Source organism: Streptosporangium sp. NPDC049248 (genome assembly GCF_040678965.1).
GTDB classification, from domain to species: domain Bacteria; phylum Actinomycetota; class Actinomycetes; order Streptosporangiales; family Streptosporangiaceae; genus Streptosporangium; species Streptosporangium fukuiense.
In genome coordinates, this window is record NZ_JBFAQY010000032.1 from 12,228 (window position 1) to 33,052 (window position 20,825).

At 71.0% G+C, this 20,825-nt stretch carries 23 protein-coding genes; 13 read left to right on the forward strand and 10 right to left on the reverse strand.

Annotated elements, in window-relative coordinates; all coding sequences use genetic code 11:
• Window positions 1-118: 118 nt before the first annotated feature.
• Complete coding sequence (locus AB0K21_RS37190) at window positions 119-598, forward strand: hypothetical protein (RefSeq protein WP_364156762.1); 480 nt, start codon at window positions 119-121, stop codon at window positions 596-598.
• 19 nt (window positions 599-617) lie between these two features.
• On the opposite strand, the gene AB0K21_RS37195 is transcribed toward AB0K21_RS37190, so the two are convergent.
• The gene (locus AB0K21_RS37195) at window positions 618-938 is read right to left on the reverse strand and encodes an FCD domain-containing protein (RefSeq protein ID WP_364156765.1); all 321 of its coding nucleotides are present in this window, start codon (window positions 936-938) and stop codon (window positions 618-620) included.
• Window positions 902-1,198, reverse strand: a complete 297-nt coding sequence (locus AB0K21_RS37200; protein ID WP_364156768.1) for a hypothetical protein — start codon at window positions 1,196-1,198, stop codon at window positions 902-904. The genes AB0K21_RS37195 and AB0K21_RS37200 overlap by 37 nt, the downstream gene beginning before the upstream one ends.
• 397 nt (window positions 1,199-1,595) lie before the next feature.
• Between AB0K21_RS37200 and AB0K21_RS37205 the strand changes: the two genes are divergently transcribed.
• From AB0K21_RS37205 to AB0K21_RS37225, 5 genes are read left to right on the forward strand one after another with little or no spacing between them, the layout of a single operon-like run.
• Window positions 1,596-2,372, forward strand: coding sequence for a hypothetical protein (locus tag AB0K21_RS37205; protein ID WP_343967910.1), 777 nt, complete (start codon window positions 1,596-1,598; stop codon window positions 2,370-2,372).
• A gap of 28 nt (window positions 2,373-2,400) precedes the next feature.
• Window positions 2,401-3,528 (forward strand): hypothetical protein, encoded by a 1,128-nt coding sequence (locus AB0K21_RS37210; RefSeq protein ID WP_364156771.1) that lies wholly within the window; start codon window positions 2,401-2,403, stop codon window positions 3,526-3,528.
• 52 nt (window positions 3,529-3,580) lie between these two features.
• Window positions 3,581-5,050 carry a hypothetical protein gene (locus tag AB0K21_RS37215; protein WP_343967906.1) on the forward strand — a complete coding sequence of 490 codons (1,470 nt, stop codon included), beginning with the start codon at window positions 3,581-3,583 and terminating at the stop codon, window positions 5,048-5,050.
• Complete coding sequence (locus AB0K21_RS37220; protein WP_364156774.1) at window positions 5,047-5,220, forward strand: hypothetical protein; 174 nt, start codon at window positions 5,047-5,049, stop codon at window positions 5,218-5,220. Before AB0K21_RS37215 ends, AB0K21_RS37220 begins: the two co-directional genes overlap by 4 nt.
• Window positions 5,217-6,512, forward strand: coding sequence for an AAA family ATPase (locus AB0K21_RS37225; RefSeq protein WP_030922360.1), 1,296 nt, complete (start codon window positions 5,217-5,219; stop codon window positions 6,510-6,512). The genes AB0K21_RS37220 and AB0K21_RS37225 overlap by 4 nt, the downstream gene beginning before the upstream one ends.
• 24 nt (window positions 6,513-6,536) lie before the next feature.
• Here AB0K21_RS37225 and AB0K21_RS37230 read toward each other — a convergent pair whose 3' ends face one another.
• Complete coding sequence (locus tag AB0K21_RS37230) at window positions 6,537-7,427, reverse strand: helix-turn-helix transcriptional regulator (protein ID WP_364156777.1); 891 nt, start codon at window positions 7,425-7,427, stop codon at window positions 6,537-6,539.
• A gap of 102 nt (window positions 7,428-7,529) precedes the next feature.
• On the opposite strand from AB0K21_RS37230, the gene AB0K21_RS37235 reads away from it, so the two are divergent.
• On the forward strand, window positions 7,530-8,900 hold the full coding sequence (locus AB0K21_RS37235) for an MFS transporter (protein ID WP_364156780.1): 1,371 nt from the start codon (window positions 7,530-7,532) through the stop codon (window positions 8,898-8,900).
• A gap of 59 nt (window positions 8,901-8,959) precedes the next feature.
• Here the strand turns inward: AB0K21_RS37235 and AB0K21_RS37240 are convergent, their stop codons facing one another.
• Window positions 8,960-9,913: a GNAT family N-acetyltransferase gene (locus tag AB0K21_RS37240; protein WP_343967895.1), complete on the reverse strand. Its 954-nt coding sequence runs from the start codon at window positions 9,911-9,913 to the stop codon at window positions 8,960-8,962.
• A gap of 60 nt (window positions 9,914-9,973) precedes the next feature.
• Complete coding sequence (locus AB0K21_RS37245; RefSeq protein WP_343967892.1) at window positions 9,974-11,548, reverse strand: MDR family MFS transporter; 1,575 nt, start codon at window positions 11,546-11,548, stop codon at window positions 9,974-9,976.
• A 112-nt stretch (window positions 11,549-11,660) separates the two neighbouring features.
• On the opposite strand from AB0K21_RS37245, the gene AB0K21_RS37250 reads away from it, so the two are divergent.
• The 4 genes from AB0K21_RS37250 to AB0K21_RS37265 all read left to right on the forward strand — a co-directional run bounded on the left by AB0K21_RS37250 (window position 11,661) and on the right by AB0K21_RS37265 (window position 13,819).
• Complete coding sequence (locus AB0K21_RS37250; RefSeq protein WP_364156785.1) at window positions 11,661-12,212, forward strand: helix-turn-helix domain-containing protein; 552 nt, start codon at window positions 11,661-11,663, stop codon at window positions 12,210-12,212.
• Window positions 12,209-12,526: a DUF4031 domain-containing protein gene (locus AB0K21_RS37255; protein WP_343967885.1), complete on the forward strand. Its 318-nt coding sequence runs from the start codon at window positions 12,209-12,211 to the stop codon at window positions 12,524-12,526. Before AB0K21_RS37250 ends, AB0K21_RS37255 begins: the two co-directional genes overlap by 4 nt.
• Window positions 12,527-12,557: 31 nt before the next feature.
• Entirely contained in the window at window positions 12,558-13,103 is a 546-nt protein-coding gene (locus tag AB0K21_RS37260) for a type 1 glutamine amidotransferase domain-containing protein (RefSeq protein WP_343967883.1), read from the forward strand.
• Between the two features lie 188 nt (window positions 13,104-13,291).
• Window positions 13,292-13,819: an ATP-binding protein gene (locus AB0K21_RS37265; protein ID WP_343967881.1), complete on the forward strand. Its 528-nt coding sequence runs from the start codon at window positions 13,292-13,294 to the stop codon at window positions 13,817-13,819.
• On the opposite strand, the gene AB0K21_RS37270 is transcribed toward AB0K21_RS37265, so the two are convergent.
• From AB0K21_RS37270 to AB0K21_RS37280, 3 genes are read right to left on the reverse strand one after another with little or no spacing between them, the layout of a single operon-like run.
• Complete coding sequence (locus tag AB0K21_RS37270; protein WP_364156791.1) at window positions 13,706-15,142, reverse strand: wax ester/triacylglycerol synthase family O-acyltransferase; 1,437 nt, start codon at window positions 15,140-15,142, stop codon at window positions 13,706-13,708. The genes AB0K21_RS37265 and AB0K21_RS37270 overlap by 114 nt on opposite strands.
• A gap of 3 nt (window positions 15,143-15,145) precedes the next feature.
• Complete coding sequence (locus AB0K21_RS37275) at window positions 15,146-15,304, reverse strand: hypothetical protein (RefSeq protein ID WP_343967876.1); 159 nt, start codon at window positions 15,302-15,304, stop codon at window positions 15,146-15,148.
• A 29-nt stretch (window positions 15,305-15,333) separates the two neighbouring features.
• Entirely contained in the window at window positions 15,334-16,413 is a 1,080-nt protein-coding gene (locus AB0K21_RS37280) for a helix-turn-helix domain-containing protein (protein ID WP_343967874.1), read from the reverse strand.
• Window positions 16,414-16,552: 139 nt separating this feature from the next.
• On the opposite strand from AB0K21_RS37280, the gene AB0K21_RS37285 reads away from it, so the two are divergent.
• Both AB0K21_RS37285 and AB0K21_RS37290 read left to right on the forward strand, forming a co-directional pair.
• A complete protein-coding gene (locus tag AB0K21_RS37285) occupies window positions 16,553-17,860 on the forward strand; it encodes a glycine hydroxymethyltransferase (protein WP_364156796.1) in 1,308 nt (435 codons plus the stop codon).
• A gap of 209 nt (window positions 17,861-18,069) precedes the next feature.
• Window positions 18,070-18,288, forward strand: a complete 219-nt coding sequence (locus AB0K21_RS37290) for a DUF2277 domain-containing protein (RefSeq protein WP_343967870.1) — start codon at window positions 18,070-18,072, stop codon at window positions 18,286-18,288.
• A 108-nt stretch (window positions 18,289-18,396) separates the two neighbouring features.
• On the opposite strand, the gene AB0K21_RS37295 is transcribed toward AB0K21_RS37290, so the two are convergent.
• Together AB0K21_RS37295 and AB0K21_RS37300 are read right to left on the reverse strand one after the other, a co-directional pair.
• On the reverse strand, window positions 18,397-18,567 hold the full coding sequence (locus tag AB0K21_RS37295) for a hypothetical protein (RefSeq protein ID WP_169750237.1): 171 nt from the start codon (window positions 18,565-18,567) through the stop codon (window positions 18,397-18,399).
• 186 nt (window positions 18,568-18,753) lie between these two features.
• The gene (locus AB0K21_RS37300; RefSeq protein WP_364156799.1) at window positions 18,754-20,718 is read right to left on the reverse strand and encodes a Xaa-Pro dipeptidyl-peptidase; all 1,965 of its coding nucleotides are present in this window, start codon (window positions 20,716-20,718) and stop codon (window positions 18,754-18,756) included.
• Window positions 20,719-20,825 lie beyond the last annotated feature (107 nt).

The window sequence follows — 20,825 nt, forward strand, 5'->3', positions numbered from 1 at the left end:
CGAAGAGGCCGCGTGCGCCGTACGGCCGGAGCGGTGTTCAGCTGAACTCACGAAGTTTGACCTCGAAGTCCGCGCACACCTCGCTGCGGAGCCGACCGCCCTGACCACGGGTTTCCGGGTGCCCGCCGCCGTCGTCGCGATCTCCGACCGCCTGCTGGAGGAGCCGGCTGTGGACGTGCCCAGGACTCGCTCGTTCCGTACGGACGACCGCCTCGAGGTCCTCCGGACACCCGACCTCGCCGGCTCCGCGGTCCGCGCGGTGCGCGAGGCGCTCGGCCATGAGGGCTCGGTCGCGGTGATCGCCACCGACGCGGCCCTCGGCGAGCCGGTGACGGCGCTGAGGGCCGAAGGCGTCGAGGTCGCCACACTCGACGACATCGCCCCCGCGGCCCGCGTCACCGCCGTCCCCGCGACAATGGCCAAGGGGCTGGAGTACCACCACGTGGTGGTGGCCGAGCCCGCCGAGATCGCCGAAACCGAGCCCCGAGGACTCAACCGGCTCTACGTCGTGCCGACCCGGGCCGTCTCGCGGCTGGACGTGCTGCACACCCGCCCGCTACCCGCCTGGCTCGCGCCACCGGCCGGCGTTCAGGGGTGATCGGAAGCGCCAGGAACCCTCAGGCGTCAGCCGCGGGTTCCTGGCGCCCCGGTTCCTCCTGAAGCCTCCGCTGGATCGGGGCGTAATGGGCCGCGATGGCCCGCGTGAACGCGGCGACGTCACCGGCGGCGGCGGCCGTGACGATCGCATGGTGCGCCTCGACGGTCTCCCGCACCGACTCGGGAGTCGCGTCCAGGGTGTGCGCCACGATGGCGTGGACGTCCCAGAACGCGGCGGTGAGCTGGGTGACCAGCTCGTTGCCCAGCGGTTCCATGAGCAGCAGGTGGAACTCGCGATCCTGCTCTATGAAGGCCTCGCCGCGGGCCGCGCGTTCGTCCATCTGGGTGGCGAGGCCGAGCAGTTCGGCGTGTGGGTATCGTCGAAGGCGGCGACGATCGAGCCGGCCAGCCCCTGCTCTATCGTCTGGCGGACCTCGCCCAGCTCGGAGAGCACCCGGAAGTCGTCGGACCGGCTGAGCAGCCCCCGAAAGGTCAGACTCTCGACAAGTGCGGCGAAGGACAGCCGCCCGACGTAGGTGCCGTGCCCGTGCCGCACCTCGACGATGTCGAGCGCGCTGAGGGTTTTGATCGCCTCCCGCACGCTGGAGCGACTGGACCCTCCCGGCTCGGGGATGCGACCTTGGAAAGGGCTTCCGGATCGATGTCCGCCCAAGGCTTGGAAGCGGGGAATTCCAGCACCCGGCCTGCCGGTCGGGTCCGCCGGTTCGCGGCTCACCGGTCCGGGGACCCCGAAACCTCCCGGCGCGGACACCGCGGCGGCGTAACGGCCGCCGCCGGTCTCGTGCCGGTGGCCCGTCACGGTCCGGATGTCTCGGGTAACGGGGCGCTCGACATCTGTCAGGTTCTCCAGGCCCGGCAGCGAGTTACGTATTAAATGCCCTTTTTGTCGCATTATCGCGATGCGATGGCCGCTCTTTAATACTGGAATTCACTGGAATTGAAGGGAGACCAGTGGAACTCCTGTTACGCTCCGGGCCGTGAGTGATTCACTGGACGCGTTGGAACGGCGAATAGCCGGTCTCCGCGCCGAGGTGCGACGGGCGGTCAAGGCGAAGGAGAACTCGCTCGCCCGGTCGCTGCGCGGGGAGTTGCGCAGAGCCGAACAGGCATGGGACGCGGCGATAAGCTCCGAGGCGCCGGCGCCCGCGTGCGAGCCCGAGACCTCGCTGCTGCCCATCAGGGAGCAGGTGCACCAGGCGCTGGCCATGCTGGGCGTACCGACCTCGGCCAAGCTCATCGTGGCGGTGAACGACGCGTTCTTCTCCCGCGAACTCCGCGGCTCACAGCTGACCAGCCTGCGCCGGGACGAGGAGCGCTCGTTCCGCGGCGACCCCTACGCCAGGCCGTACTACCTGTGCGCCGCGCTGACCGACCGCCTCTCCCCCGCCCGGGGGCTGCTCGCCGACAGCACCTGGCCGGCCGAGTCGCGGGTGCTGGGACCGCTGAGCCCGCGCGTCGACTTCCTCACCTCGACCATGCGCATCGCCGAGCACCTGGCGCGGCTGGCCGAGCCGCCGGCCGGGGCGATGCGGCTGCTGTCGCGGATGGCGCAGAACATCCCGGGCGCCGTCGAGGGCTTCGCCCCGGCCGATCCCGCGACCGCGATCCGCGCGGCACGGGCCGAGCTGGAGGTGCACCGGGCCGCCGACACCGCGCAGCGGGCCGAGGTGGCGGCGCGGGCGACGAGGCAACTACCGGACGCCGAGCGCCTGTTCGGCGTCACCGCGATGAACACCTTGAGGGGGGCCTGTTGAAGACCCGGCTGGACGGGGGAACCCGCGCATGAGCAGCCTTCGGGAGAGAGCCTTCCTGAACAGGCTTGACGAGCTGCGCGGGACGATGCCCGCCCGCCCGCACGACGCGCGGGCCATCGCGGCGCTGGCCGCCAACCCCGGTTGCGCGCGCCGGGCGGTGATGGACGCCGCGGGCGTGGACAAGGACCGCACGGCCCGGCACGTCGGTTTCCCCGCCCCGTTCGGCCAGTCCCAGTTCGCGATCACCCGCGGCAACGTCTTCGAGTCGCTGGTCAAGGAGAACGGCTGCGCCGAACTGCTGCGGCTGCTGCGCGAGCTGCTCGGCCTGTCCGTCGCCCAGGTCGGCTACCGGGACGTGGAGAGCGTCGGCTCGCACCTGCGCCACTCGCACACCCGGGCGCTGATCGACCGCGCGGCGCGCGAGGACGACGGGACCGCGGTGTTCTACGACCACCCGCTGTTCAGCCTGGAGATCGCCGGGCACACCTCCTACCTCGAACCGGACGTGGTGGCCTTCCAGATCGGCGGGCGCTTCCACATCGTGGAGATCAAGTCGTTCGGCATGATCGACGGCCAGGCCGAGCCTGACAAGGTCGCGGCGGCGGCACGGCAGGCGGCGGTCTACGTCCTGGCGTTGCGCACGCTCATGGCCGAGCTCGGACACGACCCGGAGCGCGTCTCCCATGACGTGGTGCTCGTCTGCCCGGAGAACTTCGCCAACCGCCCGACCGCGGCACTGGTCGACGTGCGCAAGCAACTGTCGGTGCTGCGCCGCCAGCTCACCAGGATGACCAGGGTCGAGTACCTGCTGGAGGGCCTGCCGGACGACCTCACCTTCGATCTGGCCCCCGGCGAGGACGGGGTGCCGACCCGCTCGGCGGACGAGCTGACCCAGGCGCTGCTCCAGGTGCCCGCCCGCTACGCGCCCGACTGCCTGTCCACCTGCGACATGTGCATGTTCTGCCGTCACGAGGCCCGCGCCTGCGGATCCACCGACCTGCTCGGGCGTCAGATCCGCGACCAGCTGGGCGGCGTCTCCGGCATGCACGAGGCGCTCGGCCTGGCCGAGGGCACCCGCGAGGTGGCCGAGGGCCAGGAGGAGATCGCCCGCCTGCTCCGGCTGGCGGACCGGCTGCGCGAGGAGTCGCTGCGGTGAGGATCGTCGAGGCCGCCGGGCCGGGGGCCGCCGCGGCGAGGGCGGACGACAGGTGAGCGCGCTGACGGCGCTGGCGCGGCTGCGAGCCGTCAGGGACGGCGTCGCACAGCGGATCACCACGGTCCGGCACTGCCACATCTCCGACCAGCCGCTGGTGCTCATCCCGCTCAAGCTCGCCGGCGAGGCCGCCGCGCCGCTGGCCGCCATGGTGGGCACCGACCCGGGCCACCCCCGGCTGCTCGTCGTGCCCCAGCCACGTAACCGGGACCTGCGGTTCGCCTTCGCCGCCGGGCTGGCCGAGGTGCTGCTGCCCTATATCGAGGGGTTCGAGAAAAGCACCGAGACGGTCGAGCGCAGGGGTGGCGAGCCGTACGAGCGGTGCCTGGACGCGCCGCAGATCCTCGTGCCGAACCGGTCCGCCGCCGCGTTCACCGGGCTACTCGGCCGTTCCACCCGGTTCCGCAGGGCCGAGGGACCCTATCCGGTGCACCCGTCGGTACCGCTGCTCGGCCGGTGGCTGACCTACTTCGCCGACCGGTCCCAGCAGCCGGGCTCCTCGGTGCTGCTCGCGGCGACCGAGGCACTGAGCCTGCACTGGGCGACCGGGCAGAGCAGCCTGGAGGACGCGAATCTGGCGGCGCTGCTGGGATGGATCGACCCGCCGCCGGGAATGTCCGGTCACCGGGCGGCCGAGGAGGCCGAGGACCCGCTGCTCTGGCCGCCAGCGGGCCCCACCACCGACCCGGGCTTCGACAACGAGGTGCTCGCTCCCGCGATCCGCGCCTACGAGGAGGCGCCGACCGACCGTGCCGTCGACCGGGTCAGCCAGGCGCTGCGCACCCAGCTCGACCCCACCTGGCGGCTGATGTGGCGGACCGTCGACCTGCTGCGGTCGCTGCCGGAGGGCTCCCGGGTGAAGGACCGCTGGGAGATCGACCGCGGGTCGTTCACCCGGTTCGTCGAGCGGATCGCCGAGGGAAGCCCACCGCAGGCCCGCAGGGACGGGGCGGTGAGCGCCGCCGCGAGGCTGGCGGGGCTGGAGCGGGCACGGGCGAGCTACGACGTGCAGCGGGCCCACGACGACCCGCTGCTCATGGCCGAGTACCGGCTGACCGGCGAGGCCTTCGCCGGGACGGTGATCGCCGCCGATCCCGAGCACAGCGAGGGCGAGGGCCGCTCGCGCAAGCTCCGGCCCCTGATCACGGTGAGGACCGGCGACCCGGTGCGGCTCACGCCCGGCACCACCGTCGGCAGCCCCGACCGGCGCGGCCACGCGGCCGAGATCGTCGAGGCCGTCGACGGGGAGATCACCCTTAAGATCACCAAAGGGATGGGGCGGGGCAGGACCCCGGCTCCGGGTTCGGTGCCCGAACCGGGCGAGCGGGTCTCGTACACCTCACTGATGGATGACTTCCAGTCGTCGGCGGCGCTGCCGGACCCCGAGCAGACGCCGTGGACCCACGGCGGGCCGCCGGAGGAGTACGAGCCCGGCGACGACGACGCGCAGGAGGAATGGCTTTGAGCGTTCACCGGACCCCGCACGGCCGGCCGATGTCCCTTTCGGCCGTGCGTGCTCCCCGCTCGGCGGCGGCACCGGAAGACCGGGCCGCCGGTGCCGGAGCGGCGGGCCACGGCGCCCGGGTGACCGGCCTCGGCACGGACCTGGCGGGCAGTGGCGGAGGCGTGGCATGACGCCGCAGCAGGAGGCGGCGGCCGTGGTGGACGCCGTCCTGGCCGACCTGCCCCGTCACCGCGGCGTGGTCGTGGACTCGCCTCCGGGCGCGGGCAAGTCCACGCTGGTGGTCAAGGCCGCGGGGCACATCGCCGAGACCGGCGAGCCGCTGATGATCGTCGCGCAGACCAACGAGCAGGTGGACGACCTGGTGGAACGGCTCGCGGCCGAGCATCCCGACCTGGGGGTCGGCCGGCTCTCGGCGAGCGGCTACATCACGCCCGGCCGCATCCTCGCCCTGCCCAACGTCTCGGTCGCGGGCAAGCTGCCCGACCTGGGGGACCCGGCCGTGGTGATCGCCACCGCGGACAAGTGGGCATGGATCGGCGACCGTACCTGGCCCTGGGCCATCGTCGACGAGGCCTACCAGATGCGTTCGGACAAGCTGCTGCGCATCGCCTCGCTGTTCGAACGGTCGTTGTTCGTGGGCGACCCCGGCCAGCTCGACCCGTTCTCGATCGTGGACGGCGACCGCTGGGCGGGCCTGTCGTGGGACCCGGTGCAGAGCGCGGTCTCGGTGCTGCTGCGACACAACCCCGACCTGCCGGTGCACCGGCTGCCGGTCTCCTGGCGGCTGCCCGCCTCGGCCGCGCCCGTGGTCTCCGAGGCGTTCTATCCCTTCACCGGGTTCCGCGCGGGGACGGGCCCCGCCGACCGGTCGCTGGAGTTCACGGTGAACGGCATGCGCACCCCCTTCGACCTGGCGCTGGAGGAGGCGGCCGGGTCTGGCTGGGCACTGTACGAGCTGCCCAGCCGCCACACGGTGCGCACCGACGCGGAGGCCGTGCTGGCGACCGCGAGCCTGGCGACGCGGCTGCTCCAGCGGAGTCCGGTCGCGCACTCCGAGCGCGGCAGCCATCCCGTCACGGCCGACCGGATCGCCATCGGCGCCGCGCACCGCGACCAGGTGGCCGCGATCAGGGCCGCCGGGGTACCGCCGGAGATCACCGTGGACACCGCCAACCGCCTGCAGGGCCGGGAGTACGACGTGACGATCGTGCTCCATCCCCTCTCCGGGCGCCGCGACGCCACCGCGTTCCACCTGGAGTCGGGGCGGCTGTGCGTGCTCGCCTCCCGGCACCGCCACGCCTGCGTCGTGGTGGCCAGGGCGGGCATCCCCGAACTGCTGGACGCCCACCCGTCGGCCGAGCCGGTCCAGCTCGGCGTGCCGGTGAAGTTCCCCGACGGCTGGGAGGCCAACCAGGCGGTGCTGGCCCACCTCTCCAAGCACCGGGTGACTCCTGACGACTGACCTCCCGCCGGCTCGGCCGCGCGTTCACAGCCTCCGCGGGGAAACGGGGTGCCGGTGGGGGTGGGCGACCGCCGGAGCCTCGGGGTGCGCCCTGATCCAGGCGACGCGCTCGCGGCTCTCCTCCTCCATGGGCGTATAAACGACCATCCTCGCCTCCTGCGGCGAGGAAAGCGCCATGCTGGTCGAGGTGGTGCGGATCTGCCCGACCGCGGAGTGACGGAAGATCTTCATGCGGTTTCCCGGCCTGGCCACGTCGTGGGTGGCCCACATCGTCGCGAACTCGGGACTGGCGGCCGACAGGGCGTGGACGAACTCGGTCCAGGCGGGCTCCCCCAGATGCCGCCCGAACCCGGCGCGCAGGGTGGCGACCATCTGGGCCAGTTCCTCGGACCGGTTGACGATCGGGCAGCAGCACTCCCGCACGACGAAGAGCTGCCAGAGCGCGTTGCGGGTGGCGACCGGCTGAGTGACGACGTCGGGGAAGAAGCAGCTGTAGGCCTCGTTCCAGGCCAGCAGGTCGTAGCGGCCGTTGTAGACGACGGCGGGGAGCGGATCGAGTCGGTCGAGGATCACCTGGGTATCGGGCTCAAGCTCGCCGCAGGTGTCGGGCTCGGGCACGGCCGGCACGTCGGCGAGCCGATAGAGGTGCTCGCGCTCGGCCTGGTCCAGCCCGAGGGTGCGGGAGATCGCGTCGAGCACCTGCACGCTGGCGTTGATCGGCCGCCCCTGCTCCAGCCAGGTGTACCAGGTGACGCCGACCCCGGCGAGCAGGGCGACCTCCTCGCGGCGCAGACCCGGGGTGCGGCGGCGCACTCCGGGAGGCAGGCCCGCGGTCTCGGGGGTGATGCGTTCCCGGCGGCTGCGCAAGAACGCCCCCAGCTCGGCGCGGCGGGTGCCCGGAGTGGTCATGGTCATCCCTTCATGCTGGCCGATGGACGACCCGGCTGCCAGGTGCTGCCGATACCAGGATCGGCAGGCTCTCGTTACCCGTATCCGCCAAGTCCCACAGTCTTGCTCATGACCGTGACATCGGCTCCGGCTCCGGCCGTCCGTACTCCTCCCCCATGGCTGCTGACGGTGATCCTGACCGGGCAGTTCATGGCGATTCTGGACGTCTCCATCGTCAACGTCGCCTCCCCCGTGATCCGTGCCGACCTCGGCGCGTCGGGTTCGAGCCTCCAAATGATCATTTCCGGTTACACCATCGCCTATGCCATGTTGCTGATCACCGGTGCCCGGCTGGGCGGCCGTCACGGCGGGCGTCGCCTGTTCCTGTACGGCCTGGCGGGCTTCACCGCCGCGTCCCTCGCCTGCGGGCTGGCCGTCTCGGCCGGGCAGCTGATCGCCTTCCGGTTCCTCCAGGGGGCGGGGGCCGCCCTGATGGTGCCCCAGGTGCTGAGCATGATCCAGACGAACTTCGAGGGGGCCTCCAGGGCTCGCGCGCTCAGCCTGTACGCCACGGTGATCTCGGGGGCCGCCGTGGTCGGTCAGGTGCTGGGCGGTGTGCTGGTCTCCGCCGACCTGTTCGGCACCGCATGGAGGCCGGTGTTCCTGGTGAACGTGCCGGTCGGGCTCGGCCTGCTCGTGCTGGGCGCGCGACTGCTGCCCGCCGACGGCCCGTCACGCCCCCGCGCTCTGGATCTGCCCGGCCTGGTCATGCTCTCATTGGCGGTCACTCTCCTGGTGGTGCCGCTGGTGCTGGGACACGAGCAGGACTGGCCGCTGTGGGGATGGGTCGCCATGGCGGCGAGCGTGGCGCTGGCGGGTATCTTCGTGCTGGTCGAGCGGAGAGCCACCGCACCGCTGGTACCCGCGCGGGTGCTGCGGGCCCCGGGAGTGGTCACGTCGGCGCTGGCGATCTTCGGGTCGATGGCGACCTACGGCGGATTCCTGTTCACTTCTGCCCTGCATCTGCAGGGTCCGCTGGGGGACGGCCCGCTGGCCGCGGGCCTGGCGTTCGTGCCCGCCGCGGTGGGTTTCGCCGTCGCCAGCCTCAACTGGCGCCGCGTCCCCGAACGCCTGCATCGCCGTATGATCGTCACCGCCTTCGCCGTGGCCGGGCTCGGCTACCTGCTCATATCGCTGGCACTGAGCGGCGGGGGACACGGCCGGCCGCTCCTGGCGGTGGCGTTCGCGGTGACCGGGCTCGGCCTTGGTGGGGCGTTCAGCCCGGTGCTCGCGGTGGGGCTGGCCCACGCCGCTCCCGAGGACGCACCCGACGTCAGCGGGTTGTTCGTCATGGTGACCCAGCTCGGCCAGGTCGTGGGGGTGGCCACGTTCGGCACGCTCTACCTGAGCGGAGGGTCGGCGACGGGCACCGGCGTGGCCCTGGCCGTGACGGCCCTGCTCACCGGGGCGTGCGCGCTGCCGCTGCTCCGCCGCCGCTGAGAGCGCCTTCCCCGCCCGATAGCGCCGCGCGGGGACCGTGCGGCGCCGTACGGCACGGGTCAGATCGTGCGCCGCCAGACGTCGATGGCCAGCACCTGGCGCATGCCCACCGAGAGGTAGAGGTCGAGGGCGGGCGTGCTGTTGTTGGCGTCGACGTGCAGGTAGGTGCCGACCCGTCCGCGACGGGCGTCGTCGGCGAAAGCCCCGCGCAGCATGAAGCGGCCCAGGCCGCGGCCCCTGAAGGCGGGGAGCACCGCCAGCCTGCGCACGTAGCCGCAGTTCTCGTCCCCGAGGAAGGCGTTGGTCCCCAGCAGCATCGCCACGGGCTCACCGTCGAGGCGGGCGACCGCCAGTTGCGACCAGTCGGTGTTGACCGAGGAGTTCAGCTCGTCGTGCCACTCGTCGTAGTCCTTCGGGGCGAACCCGAAGTGGTCGGCGAAGCCGGCCTGCTCCACGGCGTGGCCCTGGCGGCGCACCTCCTCGGTGAGCCCGTCGTGCACGGTCACCCCGGCCGGCGGGCCGGGGCGGCCGACCGGCCCGGTGTGGTCGGCGCGGAGCCGGATGAAACTGGTGGCGGCGCTGAAACCACGGGCGGCGGCGACGGCGCGCTTGCCGCTGTCCTCGCGGTAGAGACCGATGTCCACCACGGCCCGGTCGTGGCCCAGCTCGGCGGCGATCTGCCCGGCCCGCTCGGTCACGGTGTCCCAGAGCGGGCCGGTCAGCTCCGGCGCGCCGGGGTGCACGACCACGTCGACGTCGACGTTGTCACTGACGCCCTTGCGGCAGGCCCAGGCCCAGGCCACCAGGCGCCCGCTCTCGTCGTGGACGAGCCAGCCGTCGGACTCGGTGTCGAAGGACGAGTCGTTCAGCTGGTCGGCGACGTCGTCGAGGGTCATGTCGGCCTTGCCGATCACCTGGGTGTCGCAGAGCGAGATCAGCTCGTGGATCTCGGGGGCGTCGGCGGCGGAAGGCCGCCGGGTGAGGTACCCGGCGGCGGGGATGGTCGTCTTCATGCCCCTCATCGTGGCGGGGGCCGGTTGGGAATCGCTGGGTCGGAACTTGGGATCGGTTGATCAGTCGAGCACCGGCACCTGGGCCTCGGCCTCCTGGGCGCTCTCGGGGCCGCCGCGCAACGGGATCTCCTTGATGAAGGCCGCCAGCAGCGGAACCAGGACGGCGAACAGGATCGCCCACCAGAAGACGCCGGAGATGGAGTCGGCCAGCGACTCCAGGAAGCCGATCCGTACTCCCGAGGGCAGCTCGTGCAGGGCCGCCGGGTTGAACTGGGCACCGCCGGAGGCGAGCTGCTCGCCCGCGGCGCCCAGCTTGCTCTCCAGGTTGGAGCTGAGGCGGTTGTTGAAGATCGCGCCGAACAGCGAGACGCCGAACGAGCCGCCGATGGAGCGGAAGAAGGTCGAGGCGCTGCTGGCGACGCCGAGGTCCTTCTGCTCGACGCTGTTCTGGGCGATCAGCATGGTGGTCTGCATCAGGAACCCCATGCCGAGGCCGAGCACCGCGATGAACACGCCGGTCTGCCAGGCGGGTGTGTGCACGTCCATCAGGGAGAGCAGCCACATGCCGATCGCCATGATCACGCCACCGAGGACCGGGTAGAGCTTGTACTTGCCCGTCCGGGTGATGGCGCGGCCGACGAAGAGCGAGACCACCATGGAGGCACCCATCATCGGGAGCAGCAGCAGGCCGGAGTTGGTGGCCGTGGCCCCCTGAACCGTCTGCTGGAACAGCGGCAGGAAGTTGATGACACCGAACATGGCGAAGCCGAGCAGGAAGCCCACACCCGAGATCAGGCTGAAGTTGCGGTCACGGAAGACGTTGAGCGGCATGATGGGCTCGGCGGCACGCCGCTCCACCGGGATGAACAGCGCCAGCGTGACGACGGCGAGTGCCGCCAGGCCGAGGATCTGCGGCGAGTTCCACGCGTAGTCGTTGCCGCCCCAGGTGGTGATGAGGACCAGCGCGGTGATGCCGACCGAGAGCAGGGCCGCGCCGAGCCAGTCGATGCGGTGCTCGGTGCGATGCCTGGGCAGTTTCAGCTTGATCGCCAGCAGGGCCAGCGCGATGAACCCGATGGGCAGGTTCACGTAGAAGGCCCAGCGCCAGTCGAGGTGGTCGGTGATGAACCCGCCGACGAGCGGACCGGCGATCATGGCCAGCGACATAACGGCGGCCATGATGCCCTGGTACTGGCCGCGCTCGCGGGGCGGGACGAGGTCGCCGATGATCGCCATGGCGTTGACCAGCAGGCCGCCCGCGCCGAGGCCCTGGAACGCCCGGAACGCGATGAGCTGCATCATCCCGTCGGACGGGCCGCCGAGCATCTCCGAGCCCGCCATGCCGCAGAGCACCGAGCCGATCATGAAGATGCCGATGGAGGCGAGGAAGATGTTCTTCCTGCCGTACAGGTCACCGATCTTGCCCCAGATGGGGGTCGAGACGGTGGTGCCGAGCACGTAGGCGGTCACCACCCAGGACAGGTGGGTGAGCCCGCCGAGCTCGCCGACGATGCGGGGCATCGCGGTGCCGACGATCATGTTGTCGAGCATGGCCAGGACCATCGCGAGCATCAGGCCCGGTAGCACTACCATGACCTCGCGGCGCCGCCCCGGTGCGGCCGCGACCTCGTTCACTTTTCCCCCTAAAGAGATCTTGCTTACTTGCCGACCGGCTAGTGTCGGATATGCTGGGAATGTAGGCCGCTTACTTGCCGGCCGTCAAGTTGATTTCTCGGTAAAGGGAACCATGAGGGAACACGTCGACACCCGGACGCGCATTCAGGACGTCGCCCTGACTCTTTTCGTCGAGCAGGGCTATGAGGCCACCTCGCTCCGCGAGATAGCCGAGGCCCTCGGCGTGACCAAGGCGGCCCTCTACTATCACTTCAAGACCAAGGACGACATCGTCGCCAGCCTGGCCGAGGACCGGGTACGCGCGGTCGAGAAGCTGATCGCCTGGGCCTCGTCCCAGCCGCGCACCGAGGAGACGCGCCGCGAACTGCTCCGCCGTTACTCCGACGACCTGCACCGGGACCGGCACCACGAGATCATGCGGTTCTTCGAGCGCAACCAGACCTCGCTCAAGAACCATCCGACGATGGAGAAGACCCGGCACCGGATGCTGGACCTGCTCACCTTCCTCGTCGAACCGAACGATCCCACCGCCACCCGGCTGAGGAACTCGATGGCCCTGTTCGCGCTGCACGCCGCGTGGATCGTCCTCGGGGACGAGACGATCTCCGACGAGGAGCGGCGGGCCGCCGCCCTGGAGGTCGCGCTCGACCTCGTCCGGCGGTGAGTGTGCTCATCGACCCGCCCAACTGGCCGGGTCCGCACGGTCTGTTCTGGTCGCACCTGGTCAGCGACAGCTCGACCGAGGAACTGCACGCCTTCGCGGAGGCACTGGGCGTACCGCGCCGCGCCTTCGACCGCGACCACTACGACGTTCCCGAGAGCTTCTACGAGCGGGCCGTCGCGCTGGGAGCGGAGGCCGTCTCCTCGCGCGAGCTCATCACCCGGCTCATCGGTTCCGGCCTCCGCCGCCGCAAGGTTCGTCCTGGAATCAGTGGCCCTCGCATAGATTCCAAAACCCCGGGCATGACGCCCCCCTGAAGACATCACCGCACGTCACAAAGGGGATGACATGCTGAACGCCAAAACGATCGCTTTCCTCGTGGCCCCGGAGGGCATCGAGCAGGTCGAGCTCACCGAGCCGTGGAACGCCGTCAAGCGGGCCGGGGCCACCCCCAGACTCGTCTCCACCGAGCGGGGTCAGGTCCAGGCGTTCAACCACCTCGACAAGGCCGACCGGTTCCCCGTGGACGCAACGGTCGAGGAGGTCTCCGCCGCCGACTTCGACGGGCTGGTGCTGCCGGGCGGCGTCGCCAATCCCGACCTGCTGCGTACCGTGCCCGAGGCGGTCGGCTTCGCGAAGGGCTTCTTCGACGCGGGCAAGCCCGTCGCGGCCATCTGTCACGCGCCCTGGACGCTGATCGAGGCGGACGTGGTGCGCGGGCGCATGGTCACGTCCTGGCCGAGCCTCGCGACCGACCTGCGCAACGCCGGCGCGAACTGGGAGGACCACGAGGTCGTGATCTGCACCTCGGGCCCGAACACGCTGATCACCAGCCGCAAGCCCGACGACCTCAAGGCCTTCTGCCAGGCCGCGGTCGACGCGTTCTCCGGCTGAGGCAAGGAGTCACGAGAACAGCCGGTCCCCCGAGGGGGCCGGCTGTTCTCTGCCGCTGTGCCGCGTTTCTTCCATTCACCGAACTTTGCCGCACCTTTCCGATATCCAAAGTCACGATCACCCATCTCAGGTTAGGACGGAGCGTGCCGGGCAAGTTTTAGGAGAACCGGCTGCGAAAGGAGGACACCGTGGAGGCCACGATCGCGTTGCGTCTGCCGCGTGACGCCGCCAGCGTTCCCGTGATCAGGCAACTTCTCGACGCCTCGCTCCGCGCCCTTGGCGTGGTGTCCCAGATCCGCGAGGACATCCAGCTCATGCTCTCGGAGGCGTGTTCCAACGTCATCCAGCATGCCACACCCAGCGACGACTACATGGTCAGCACCGAGCTCTCCAGGGACCGTTGCGTGATCAAGGTGGTGGACGCGGGCGACGGCTTCGACTTCTCGGGCCCCGCCTCCCCGCCCCCCACCTCCGAACACGGCCGGGGCCTGCTGATCATGCGCGCCCTGGCCGACGACATCCGTTTCGTCAGCAGGAAGGAAAAAGGCTCGATCGTCTGCCTGGAGAAGACCCTGCGCTTCGTCAAGGGCGCGCCCGGCCTGTCACTGCTGCTCAGCGAGGAGCTTCAGCTCCAGCAGGGCGTCCCTGAGATAGTCCGTGACGGCCCAGACGTCGGGAACCATCTCCCGGCAGGCGATCACGCCGACGTCAAGTGAGCCGTCGTAGGAGAAGACCGTGATGTTGAGGCCGCCACTGGCGTCGGTCACCACCGAGACCGGGTAGTACGACAGCAGCCGGGCACCGCTCACGTAGAGGGGGAGTTGCGGGCCGGGCACGTTGGAGATCATCACGTTGATCGGACCCGCGCTGTCAGCGAAGAGGTCGAAGGCCGCCCGGGAGGCCAGGCCGGTCAACGCGGAGGGCATGATGTCGCTGAGCTCCTGAATCCAGCTGGCCGGGGCCAGCGACGAGCGATCCTTGATCAGCCGCATCGCGTCACATACCGCCAGCAGCCGTTCCAGCGGGTCGGCCACCTGCGTCGCCAGCGTCGTGATCATGATGGTGACCTGGTTGCCCGCGCGCCGGTCACCGGGGACACGGAGCGAGAACGGCACCCCCGCGACGAGAGGCTGCTCGGGCAGCGCGTCGTGCTTGATCAGCCACTGGCGCAACGCCCCGGCGCACAGGGCCATCACCACGTCGTTCACCGTGACGCCGAGGGCGTTCTTGACCAGCTTGACGTCCTCCAGCGGCAGGGCCGCGTAGGCGAACCTGCGGTGCGCGCTGATCCTGCCGCTGAAGGGGGTACGGGGGACCGTCATCCGCGGCATGTCGGGCACCTCCGCGGTACCCGACAGGCGGTTGGCCAGTTGCCGGGTGAGCCGCGAGACCAGCCCGGCCCCGGGTACCTGGGAGATCAGGGGGATCTCGTCCAGGTGCGGGACGGCGTTGATCAGGAACCGTACCATGTTGGCCGGGTTGACCACCGCCTTGACGATTCCCCTGGCGACCATCTCGCGCGTGTCGATCCGCTCCTCGGGCTCGGCCGCGGGCGCCATCTCGACCTCGGCGGGCTCGGGGGAGGTGTCCAGCAGGCTGGCCAGCACGTCGGCGCCGGTGACGCCGTCGACCGCGGCGTGGTGGACCTTCGTGTAGAGGGCCGTACGGTCTCCGGCCAGACCGTGGATCAGATACATCTCCCAGAGCGGCCGCCGCCGGTCGAGGCAGCGGGCGTGCAGCCTGGCCACCTGCTCACCCAGCTGCTCGTCGCTGCCCGGGCCGGGCAGCGCGATCTCGCGCACGTGGTAGTCGAGGTCGATCCTGGAGTCCTCGGTCCAGTACGGATGGTCCAGGCCGAACGGGACGGAGACGAGTCGCATGCGGAAGGGCGCGGCCAGGTGGAGCCGCCGGGCCAGCAGCGACACCAGGTCGCTCCGCGACAGCCTGCCCGACAGGATGGCGAGCCCCCCGACGTTCGCGACGTTCGTCGAGGTCTCGAAATTCAGGAACTGCGTGTCCACCGCGCTGAGCTGTCGCATCGTCTACCTCCGGGAAGTCGTTCTTCCATCCTGCTCCCGTGGTGTCACCAGAGCCAACGTCGCGAGTGCGACGAGGACGAACACCGACACGATGACCAACGACAGCGGGATGAGCATGAGCACGATGACGACGGTCATGATCTCGCTGATCAACTGCGACATCGCAGAGCTGTGCCCGGATTGCCCGGCCGTTACACCGCATTCCAGCGACCGAGCTTCAGCGCGAGATGAAGTTCTAACCTGTGGGTTCCGTTCTTGAGGTTGCGGTCGGCCAGCTGCTCGATTCTGGTGAGGCGGTAATAGAGGCTGGTGCGGTGCAGGTGGAGCAGCCGGGCGGTCTCCTGGGCGTCTCCCCCGCTGTCCAGGTAGGTCTCCAGGGTGACCAGGAGCGCCGGATGCTCCCGCAGCGCGTCAAGCGGACCGCCGAACGTGCCGGGAGTACCGGGGGTACCGGCGACCGGCTCGGCGAGCAGCCGGTAGACGCCCAGATCCGGCCAGTGGGCGACCGGCCGCAGCGCCGGTTCCGCCGCCGCCGCCCTGGCCGCGGTGAGCGCCTCCTCATGTGCCCGCACGGCCGACTCGAGCCCCGGGTGCGGTGCGCTGACCCCGGCGCCCGTGCGGGTCCGCGCCGCCAGCCGCTCCCCCAGCGCCGTCACGTCCTCACCACGGTTGAGCAGCAGCACGGCGTGCCGGTCCAGGATCGTGAAGGCCGGTGGCCGGCGCGTCCTGGCCAGCTCCGCGCCGACCGCCTCACGCAGGAGGGCCGGGTCGCCCCGCAGCGCCAGGACGCGCAGCGGCCCCTCCCCGAGCACTCCGGCCGCACGCCGCACACCGATCTCGCCGGTGAGCAGGAGACTCAGGGTGTGGGAGCTGCCGCCGTCGTCGAGCAGGGCCGCGATCGCGGCGGCGTCACGCACGGCCCTGCCCTGCTCCTGCGGGTTCAACGGACCCGGGCCCTCGATGATCCACAGGTAGCCGACCCGGCGGCCCTGGTGGAGCAGGGGCACGCAGAGCCGGGCCGCCATGCCCAGCGAGGGATTCTCCGGAACCCTGACCGGCTCCCGGGTCGAGGCCACCCCGTGCTTCTCCTGCCAGGCCCCCACCGCCGCGGGAACCGACCGTGACAGAATGGCGTGGGCCCTGACCTGGTCGACCTCCCCGTGATGGGCGCTGTGCGCGACGACCCGACCCTCCAGGTCGTCGACGGACATGCCCCTGCCCACGCTCGCGGCCAGCGCCTCCAATAGGTCCTGAACATCATCCGCGATCACGTTCCAATCCTACAGATGTAGGAAGGATCTCCGCTGGCGGAACGATGACTCCCCCCGGCACTGGCCGTAGCGTCACAGTATTCGTTCTGGAGGGGTCCACCTCGTGAGAGCCGCCTGACAGCCCCGTGAAAGGAGCTTCGTGCAGGAGCGCAGCCGCGTCGCCCCGTGGGCACCGCCCCAGGCGCAGCCGCGCCTGGCCGAGCTCGAGGCCGAGGTGTCGGGACTGAGCCTGGATGCGGTGACCAGGCTGGTCGACGCGGTGCTGGCCGAGCACCGCGGCCGCCTCGACGAGGACGGTGTGGTCCTGTACGCCGGCACCAACACGATGAGCGAGCGCGCCAGGGCCGCCCATGAGATCTCCCTGGGCTGCCGGCCTTCGATGGGCTGGCCGGGCGACAAACGCCAGACCGGCCTGGAGGAGCTGGACGTGCTGGAGGTGCTGGTCCCGCTCCAGATCGCGGCGCTGATGGGCGGTGAGTTCGCCGAGGTGCGGCTGCAGAGCGCCACACTGGCCAACCTCGCCTGCTACAGCGCGTTCGCCGGCCCCGGCGACACGATCGCGGTGCTGCCTCAGGCCGCCGGCGGCCACACCAGCCACCACGCCCAGGGCGCCGCCGGGATCCGCGGCCTGCGGGTCGCCGACCTGCCCTACGACACCGGACGGCTCGATGTCGACCACGCGGCCCTCCCGGCGTTCCTGCGCGAGCGGCGGCCCGCGCTGGTGGTGCTCGGGGCGAGCCTGATGCTGTTCCCCCACGACGTGGCGCGGGTGCGGGCGGCCTGCGACGAGGTGGGCGCCCTGCTGCTCTATGACGCCTCGCACGTGGCGGGACTGATCGCGGGCGGCCGGTTCCAGCGGCCACTGGACGAGGGCGCGCACTTGATGACCATGTCCACCTACAAGTCCTTCGGCGGGCCACCCGGCGGGGCCGTCGTGACCCGCGACGCGGATCTCGCCCGGCAGGTGGCGGCGGCGGCCTATCCCGGCCTGACCGCCAACTACGACGCCTCCCGCCTGGCTCCCCTGGCCGTCGTCGCCGCGGAGCACGCCGCGGGAGGTTCCGGGTACGCCGACCGCTGCATCGCCAACGCCGGGGCGCTGGCCGCCGCGCTGGACCGCGAGGGCTTCACCGTGGTCGCCGCCCATCGGGGCTGGACCGTCTCGCATCATGTGGCGGTGGACGCGGGCGCGTTCGGCGGCGGGGACGAGGCCGCCCGGCTGCTGGCCGAGGGGGGCGTCTACCTCAGCGGCGTCGGCCTGCCCGGCCGGCCGGCCGGGGAGCCCAGGCGGGGCCTGCGGATCGGCACCCAGGAGGTGACCCGTCGCGGCTTCGGCCCGGACACCATGGGCGAGGTCGCGGCCCTGATGCGCCGCCTGCTCATCGACGGCCAGACCCCCGCGAAGGTTCGTCGGGACGCACTGGCCCTGCGCCGCGCCATCCCATGATCCCGGACCGGCCCGCTCGACCCCCGGGGGTGCGCCCCCTGGCGGGCCGGTCCGTCAAATTCCCCTGACCACCCCACCCACGTGTATCCCCTGCCGGCGGAACCCGGCTCGCGGGCGTCCCGGTTCGACCGGCACGGGTCGCGGAGCCGCCCGGCGATGATCTACTCGGCCGGGGCCGGGAGAGCCACGGGACGGAGTACCGTCCTGTCATGTGCCGCAGCATCAAGACTCTTCGTGAGCCCTACGCCAGCGACGTGACCGACGACGACGTACGAGCCGCCGCGCTCCAGTACGTCCGCAAGGTGTCGGGTTTCCGCTCCCCCTCGGCGCGCAACGCCGAGGCCTTCGAGAGGGCCGTGGACGCGGTGACCGCCGCGACCCGGGCCCTGCTCGACGAGCTCCAGCTGAAGCAGGTGTCCCGGGACTGACCGGGAACCTCTGCCCGTCCGCCGCCGACACGGGGGTGCCGGCGGCGGAACCTCGGCATCGGGCCACCCGTACTCCGCCGACGGCGGCCGGGCTCACCGGGCATCGGGTCAGTCGCGTACGTTCGAGGAGCGGAAGAGCCTGCTCGCGAACATGACCACCACGCCTACCAGACCGATGATCAGAGCCCACTTGAGGAGCGTGAACAGGAAGCCCAGAACCGAGCCCAGCAAGATGAAGGCGATCACCACGGCCGCCACGATCAGAAGAATTCGTCCCATGTCCTCAACGCTAGGCCCTGGCCGGGCCCGGCGGCAGACCCGCGAGCCGATGTCAGGGACAGGCCAGGGTCATCCCCCAGAAGAGCCCCGGCCCCGTCCCCCACCCGGGGTACTCGACGGCTTCCCCGATCGGGGAAGCGGACACGCCGGGAACGCGCCCGCTCACCCGGATCGAGGGTCGTGATCCTAGAGGGCGGAGCGGCCGCCGACGAGAGGGAGGGTGACCGAGCTGGCGCGGGGGTCGACCGAGACGGCGGTGCCCGGGGGCAGGCGCAGCGTGAAGTCGCGGTCCGTGGAGATGAGCACGACGCCGATCCGGTGACCGGCCTTGACGACGTAGTCGCCGGGCTGGAGGTCGAAGCGGAAGTCGTAGAAGCGGTTTTCGCGCAGCAGTTCGGTCCTGGCCGCGGAGTCGCGGTTACGGACGTCCAGCCAGCCCCTTGTGATGATCTTGTAGGGGGCGGTCACCGTGACGTGCTCGGCCAACCGGGCGCAGCCGGTGTCGCCGGGCACGCCCTGTCCGTAGCAGACCTGGGTGGCACCGTAGGCGACGTCACCGTAGGCGCGGGCGTCGGTGCCGTAGTCGACGAGCAGCGCCGTCAGGTACGGCGAGCGCCCGCCCTTGAACGCGGCCCGCACCGAGACCTCCGGGGTGCCGGACAGACGCGCGTCGCGGGCCAGCGGGCTCGACAGGTAGGCCAGGCGGTTGGGGTCGGTGCTCTCGGTGTTCTCGACGAGCTGGTCGGCACCTCGGGTGCTCTGGTCGACGAAGGACTCGACGACGGCGCGGCCTCGGGGGCGGTCGGCGCCCAGGGTGCCGTTGCGGCCGTCCTGCCCTGCGGCCAGCTGGAGCCGTACGTCGCGGGTGCCCGGCAGCGGCCACGAGGCGTGCTGCGCCCACTGCCCCGGACCCGACTCCACGTCCGCCTGCGGCTCGTCCATGATGCCGTTGCGCAGGCCGTACAGGTGGAAGTCGAACCAGCGGTGGAGCTGGCGCAGCCACTCGGCGTTGCGCCCGGCGAAGGAGAACGGGTTGAAGTGCGCGCCCTGGTGGAGCCAGATCTTGCGGGGCACGTTCCGCTTCGCGAGGGCGTCCCACCACTGGACGGCCTGCTTGGTCTTGACGTTCCAGTCGTTGAGGCCGTGCACCAGGAAGACCGCCGCGCGGACCTTGCGCACGTCGTTGAGGTAGTTGCGCCGGTCCCAGAAGCCGGAGTAGTCGCCGGTGACCCGGTCCTGGTCCTTCTCTATCCGGTCCATCAGCGCGCCGCAGGCCTGCTGGGCGTTCTGACGGGTCAGCACGTAGCGGGCGAGCACGTCGGCGTCCTCACCCTGGTAGCCGCCGGGGGCCAGCACGCCGCCGTTGGCCCGGTAGTAGTCGTACCAGGAGGAGATGGCCGCGATCGGCACGATCGCCTTGAGGCCCTTGACCCCGGTCGCGGCGACGGCGTTGGGCAGCGTGCCGTTGTAGGAGACTCCGATCATGCCGACGTTCCCGGTGGACCAGCCGGCCTTGACCTCGTTGCCGGCCGCGTCGAATCCGCGGGCGCGGCCGTTGAGCCAGTCGATCGCGGCCTTGGGGCCCGCGGTCTCGTTGTCCAGGCCGGTGGTGGGACAGCCGGTCGCCCGGCCCGAGCCGAGGTTCTCCACCAGCGCGATCGCGTAGCCGCGCGGCACGAAGTAGTTGTCGTAGTAGCCGCGGAAGGGCGGAGCGACCGCGCGGGCCACGTCGGAGCCGTCGCCGAACATCTCGTCGTGCAGGTCGTTGAACTTGTTGCGCCGGTACTCCATGCCCGCGGGGTCGGAGCCGTCGAGGTCGACGACGTGGTTGGGCACGTCGTTGCCGCCCGCGTAGTAGGGGCTGGCCTCCATGATGACCGGGACCTTCGTCCCGGAGTCGGTCTCCTTGGGGCGCATGATGTCGACGGCGACCCGGTCGGGGAGCCCGTCGGCGTCGCTGTCGACCCCGGCGACCTCGACGAACACGGTCTCGGTCAGCGCGTCGGCGCGCGAGTAGACCGGCTGGGTCTCGCCGTTCTCTATCAGGGGGGCCGCGGATCGGGCGGCCGGCACGGGTGACGCGGCGGCCGGCAGCACACCGGCCGGCAGGATGACCGCCAGCGCGACGATGATCGTCTTCCATCTGTTCATCGGAGGAGAACTCCCAGAGGGTCGCATAAAACCTGACAACTCCGGTCAATCTCCTGCGAAGCAATCTTGACCTGCAAGATCAAAGATATAACGAATGGGCGGCTATC